The 4,807-nt window shown below is 43.0% G+C and carries 4 protein-coding genes and 1 rRNA gene; 4 read left to right on the top strand and 1 reads right to left on the bottom strand.

Going from position 1 to position 4,807, the window contains the following annotated elements; translation table 11 throughout:
• Together rrf and AC06L3_RS06660 are read left to right on the top strand one after the other, a co-directional pair.
• A 5S ribosomal RNA gene (gene rrf, locus AC06L3_RS06665) occupies positions 1 to 104 on the top strand; the annotation flags it as partial.
• Between the two features lie 424 nt (positions 105 to 528).
• Positions 529 to 798 (top strand): hypothetical protein, encoded by a 270-nt coding sequence (locus AC06L3_RS06660; protein ID WP_475669842.1) that lies wholly within the window; start codon positions 529 to 531, stop codon positions 796 to 798.
• Positions 799 to 858: 60 nt separating this feature from the next.
• On the opposite strand, the gene AC06L3_RS06655 is transcribed toward AC06L3_RS06660, so the two are convergent.
• Positions 859 to 1,503 (bottom strand): nitroreductase family protein, encoded by a 645-nt coding sequence (locus AC06L3_RS06655; RefSeq protein ID WP_475669841.1) that lies wholly within the window; start codon positions 1,501 to 1,503, stop codon positions 859 to 861.
• Between the two features lie 286 nt (positions 1,504 to 1,789).
• On the opposite strand from AC06L3_RS06655, the gene htpG reads away from it, so the two are divergent.
• Together htpG and AC06L3_RS06645 are read left to right on the top strand one after the other, a co-directional pair.
• Entirely contained in the window at positions 1,790 to 3,835 is a 2,046-nt protein-coding gene (htpG, locus tag AC06L3_RS06650; protein WP_475669840.1) for a molecular chaperone HtpG, read from the top strand.
• A gap of 18 nt (positions 3,836 to 3,853) precedes the next feature.
• A complete protein-coding gene (locus AC06L3_RS06645; protein WP_475669839.1) occupies positions 3,854 to 4,750 on the top strand; it encodes a GIN domain-containing protein in 897 nt (298 codons plus the stop codon).
• Positions 4,751 to 4,807: the final 57 nt, after the last annotated feature.

Genomic DNA, 4,807 nt, shown 5'->3' with positions numbered 1-4,807 from the left:
CAAGAACGGCGGGGATCCACCTCTTCCCATTCCGAACAGAGAAGTTAAGCCCGCTTGTGCCGATGGTACTGCATCCGATGTGGAAGAGTAGGTAGTTGCCAGCTTTCAGGAGCTCAGAAGAAATTCCGGGCTCCTTTTTTTGTGCCATAGCAATACTGCTGAATGCAGGCACACGGCTGCAAAGAGAAAATTCCCTTTCCTGGGGAATTTTCTTTTGCAGTCCGCGGCCTGCCACATTCGTGGCCTGCAATGCGGCTTCAAAGTTCTCCCTCCCATTTTCTCCTGCAACCTGAATTCAGGCGTCTGATTGTTGTGCGGTGAGCATGGTGGTCCTCTGATGAGGCCCGGTAAGTCTTTCCTGGGCAGAATTCTCTTGCATACCGGTACACCGCCACATCCATTACTTCATTGTGGCCGTGAAGCGTGATTTGTCCACAAATTGCAATGATTTGTGGACAAACGGGTGAAAATGTTCACATTTTCCACAAATTCCTCGATTTTGTGGCCGTTTCAGTATTTGCGGCCACAATGATACGTGATTTTTGGCCGCAGGAAAACGTTCTTCCTGACTGCCTCTTTCCGCCAAAGCTGCTTGCAGCGGTCCCGCACACAGTGCGTACAATGAGCCCCGCTGCAAGCAGACCCCTCAAAATGGGTGGTCTGCTGGCACTCGCCAACTCCATAACCAAGTACAGCGTGTCTTGCTGCAAGCTGCTTTGGCAAAATATGAAAAAACTAGTAGCGCACAATAACTATACGCTTAAAGGCGAGACCGTGGAGCGGTACATCGCCATTTAGGGTCACATTTTCGCATAAAATGTGCCTGTTTTTCGCTTTTGGCAATCTGTTTGGTGGCGGTTAGATGATGATATCAGATAATTGGAGTTTGGGAACGTAGTGGATGCCCTGTTTGCGGTAGTATTTCTGCGATTCACCGTGCTTGATGCTTAACAGCTGGATTTTCTCAATTCCCTTGCCTATGGCAAGCAATGCGAGCGGATCATTTGGCAGATTGAATTCCTTTTTCAGTTCCTCTTTGTTTATTGCGCAGACAATTATGCCGTTAAGGCCCATGTCCACGGCCTTGAGAAGCATGCTTTGCATTGATATTCCGAGATCAATGTCAACTATCCGGTTCTCTTCCTTCTCGGAGCAGATTATGATGAAGGCATTCGGTTCTTCTCCCGGGAATGGAAGATTCAGTTCAGGAAGTGCCGCTCCAAGTTTGATGTTTTTCAGTACTTTCTGTGCATCATCAGATGTGACCAGCTTGAATCTGAGGCATTGCTGGTTCATTCCTGATGGGATTCTGGTATTTACGGAGACAATGTCCATCAGTTCTTGTTCGGATACGATATAGGAATTGTTGTAGCCTCTGTAACTTCTGTTCTTCAGTAGAAGGTTATCAATCGATTGGTTATTTTTCTTGATTATGACTTTCTTATGTGAGGCGTTCGGTCCAAAGAACTCGTCGAATTTCTTTTCAAGATAATTGTCTGCCATATTTCCCGCTTTTTTCTTCAAATTTACGCTACTGTTTCATAATATGCAATCAATCAGGTCAAGCAGATATGCAATCAGAAAAGAGTAGAGAAAAATTCTCTTGCAAGTCTTTATGTAAATGCTTGTGTGAGAGCGAAATAACTGTTTATTGAACTGATTGCCTTACTAGATTGCCTAAATTGTCATTTTGTCATATCATAAATAGGTACGATATTTGATAATATGTTCAGAAACGATGGAATGAACTATCGCTGTAGAAAATTAGAATTATTAAAATTTAAATATTATGAAGGGTTCTATTGGAGTTACAACTGAGAATATTTTTCCGGTAATCAAGAAGTTTCTTTATTCTGATCATGAGATTTTCCTTAGAGAGTTGGTTGCAAATGCGGTTGATGCAACTCAGAAGTTGAAAGCCTTGTCGAATGTTGGTGAGTTCAAGGGTGAGATTGGAAATAATTCGGTCAGTGTGGCTGTTGATGAGAAGGCTAAGACCATAACTGTTTCAGATAAGGGTATTGGTATGACTGCTGCTGAAATAGATAAGTATATCAATCAGATAGCTTTTTCAAGTGCAGGTGAGTTCCTGGAGAAATACAAGGACAATATACAGTCGATTATCGGTCATTTCGGACTTGGTTTCTATTCCGCTTTCATTGTAAGCAAGAAGGTGGAGATTGTGTCATTGTCCTGGAAAGAGGGTTCAATGGGCGTGAAATGGTCTTGTGACGGTTCTCCTGAGTTCCAGATGGAAGAGGTTGAGAAAGAGGGCAGAGGTACCGATATCATCCTTTATCTTGACGATGAGTCATTGGAGTTCGCTTCAAGGACAAAGATAGAGGAGTTGCTGAACAAATATTGCAAGTTCATGCCTGTTCCTGTTGTTTTTGGAAAGAAGCAGGAGTGGAAGGACGGAAAGATGGTTGATACTGAGGAAGATAAAGTAATCAATACTATTGAGCCTCTCTGGGCAAAGAATCCCAAGGATCTCAAGGATGAGGATTATCTGAAGTTCTACAGGGAACTTTATCCTATGCAGGACGAGCCTTTGTTCTGGATTCATCTGAACATTGATTATCCTTTCAATCTCACTGGTATTCTCTACTTCCCTAAGATCAAGGAAAGAATGGATATTATGAAGAACAAGATACAGTTGTTCTGCAACCAGATGTATGTGACAGACCATGTTGAGAACATCGTTCCTGATTTCCTCACTCTGCTGTATGGCGTGATTGATTCACCGGATATTCCTCTCAATGTGTCAAGAAGTTATCTGCAGGAGGATGCTTCCGTGAAGAAGATTTCTTCTTACATTACAAAGAAGGTTGCCGACAAGCTTGAGGAGATTGCCAAGGAGAACAAGGAGAATTTCGAGAGCAAATGGGACAATATCAAACTGTTCATTGAGTATGGAATGCTCTCTGATGAGAAATTCTATGACAGGGCCCTGAAATTTGCGCTTTTCAAGGATGTTGACGGCAAGTATTACGGTTTTGAGGATTACAGGAACCTGATCAAGGAGTCACAGACCAACAAGGACAAGAAAGTTGTTTACCTTTATTCAACGGATTCCGAGAATCAGTATTCATATATTGAGCAGGCCAAGGCAAAAGGATATAATGTTTTGCTGTTCGATTGCGAACTTGACGCACATTTTGTAAATTTGCTTGAAAGCAAATTGTCGGATTCACAGTTCGCAAGAGTTGATTCAGACATTATTGACAACCTTATAACAAAGGAGAAGAAGGAGCAAGCTGCTGTTGATGAGGCTCTTCAGCAGGATATGAACAACGCATTGAATGCAGTAATGCCTCAGGGTGCGAATTATTATGTGAGGATTGAGAATCTGGGAGAGGATGCACAGCCTATCACCATTACTCAGAGCGAGTTCATGCGCAGGTACAGGGAGATGAGCAAGTTGGGAGGAGGTATGAACTTCTATGGACAGATGCCTGATTCATACACACTTGTACTTAACAATGACAATGCTCTGGTAAAGAAAGTGCTGAACGAGAGGTTGGAGAAGAATGCTGCGGAAATTGCTGATTTTGAGGCGAGGATGAATTCATTGAAAGGTGAGCTCGACCAGATTGAAGCATCAAACAAGGACAAGAAGGCCGAGGAGGTATCAAAGGAGGATACTGACAGGAAGAACGAACTGAATTCAAGTATCGAGCAGCTGAAGACAAGCAGACGTGAGATGATGGAGAAGTTCGCAAACGGAAGCGATCTTCTCAAGCAGCTTGCAGATATAGCTCTCCTTTCCAACAATATGTTGAAAGGCAAGGCGTTGAATGATTTTGTGAAGAGAAGTCTTGAATTGCTTAAATAACAACAAATACAGTCAGATATGAAAACATTAATCAGCACAGTTCTTGCATTGGTGCTCTTTTCCATTGCTTCTTTTGCCGACAATGTGGAGCGTGAGTTCAGAATGACCGGCTATTACGGCATCAAGGCGTCTCACCAGTTCAATATTGTTGTCAGGAAGGGAAACAATCCAACCATCAAAGTAAGTTGTCCTCAGGAACTTGAGACATACCTTGACATCAAGCAGGACAAGGAAACGCTTGTTCTGTCCTTCAATAAAAGCTTTTCTGAAAAAATTTCGCATCTGTTTGATTCAAACAGGAAAGGTAAGGCAACCCAGGTGAAGGTTACCTTGGAAATGCCGGAATTAAACAGCATTGAACTTTCCGGTTCCTGCTCATTGAAAACAGAAGGTGATTTCAGGACAGGTGCCTTTGTATTTGACATTTCAGGCGCCTGTGATGCCGTTGTAAACGTGAATGCAATGAAACTCAGAGGTGATGCCAGCGGTTCATCGGAGCTTACAGTAAATGGACACTTTGATATCATTACCTGCAAGAGCTCAGGAAGTTCAAGCGTCACACTCAACAGCCATTGCTCTGATTTGAATCTTGAATTCTCAGGTTCAAGCGTTACCAGATACAATGGAGATGTTGATGATACAGCTACTATCAAGGCCAGCGGCTCATCTGACAGCTATCTGGCAGGAAGCGCAACCATGGTTATCATTCAGGCCAGTGGCACTGCGATGGTGGATGCCAAGGGACTTGACGCTCCTGAGGCGGAAGTTAAGGCATCAGGCGTTTCAAAGGTCTTTGTCTATGCAAGCAAGAAACTGTCGATGCATGCCAACATGACCTCAAAGATTACATATTACGGTAAACCGGCTGAGATACAGACTGAAAACGGTGGCAGAAGATATGTAGCAGGCGAATAAGGAACAAACAAATAAAATAAAATGATTACTCAATATAATACCCACTGACAAAACCTG

It is taken from the genome of Candidatus Egerieousia sp. (genome assembly GCF_056211015.1).
Note: the sequence above shows the minus strand (reverse complement) of the source record. Positions and strands in the feature narration are given on the sequence as shown.

Coding starts and splice junctions, on each gene's coding strand:
- AC06L3_RS06660 (WP_475669842.1), top strand. CDS start 529: ATGATACGTGATTTTTGGCCGCAGGAAAACGTTCTTCCTGACTGCCTC.
- AC06L3_RS06655 (WP_475669841.1), bottom strand. CDS start 1,503: ATGGCAGACAATTATCTTGAAAAGAAATTCGACGAGTTCTTTGGACCG.
- htpG (WP_475669840.1), top strand. CDS start 1,790: ATGAAGGGTTCTATTGGAGTTACAACTGAGAATATTTTTCCGGTAATC.
- AC06L3_RS06645 (WP_475669839.1), top strand. CDS start 3,854: ATGAAAACATTAATCAGCACAGTTCTTGCATTGGTGCTCTTTTCCATT.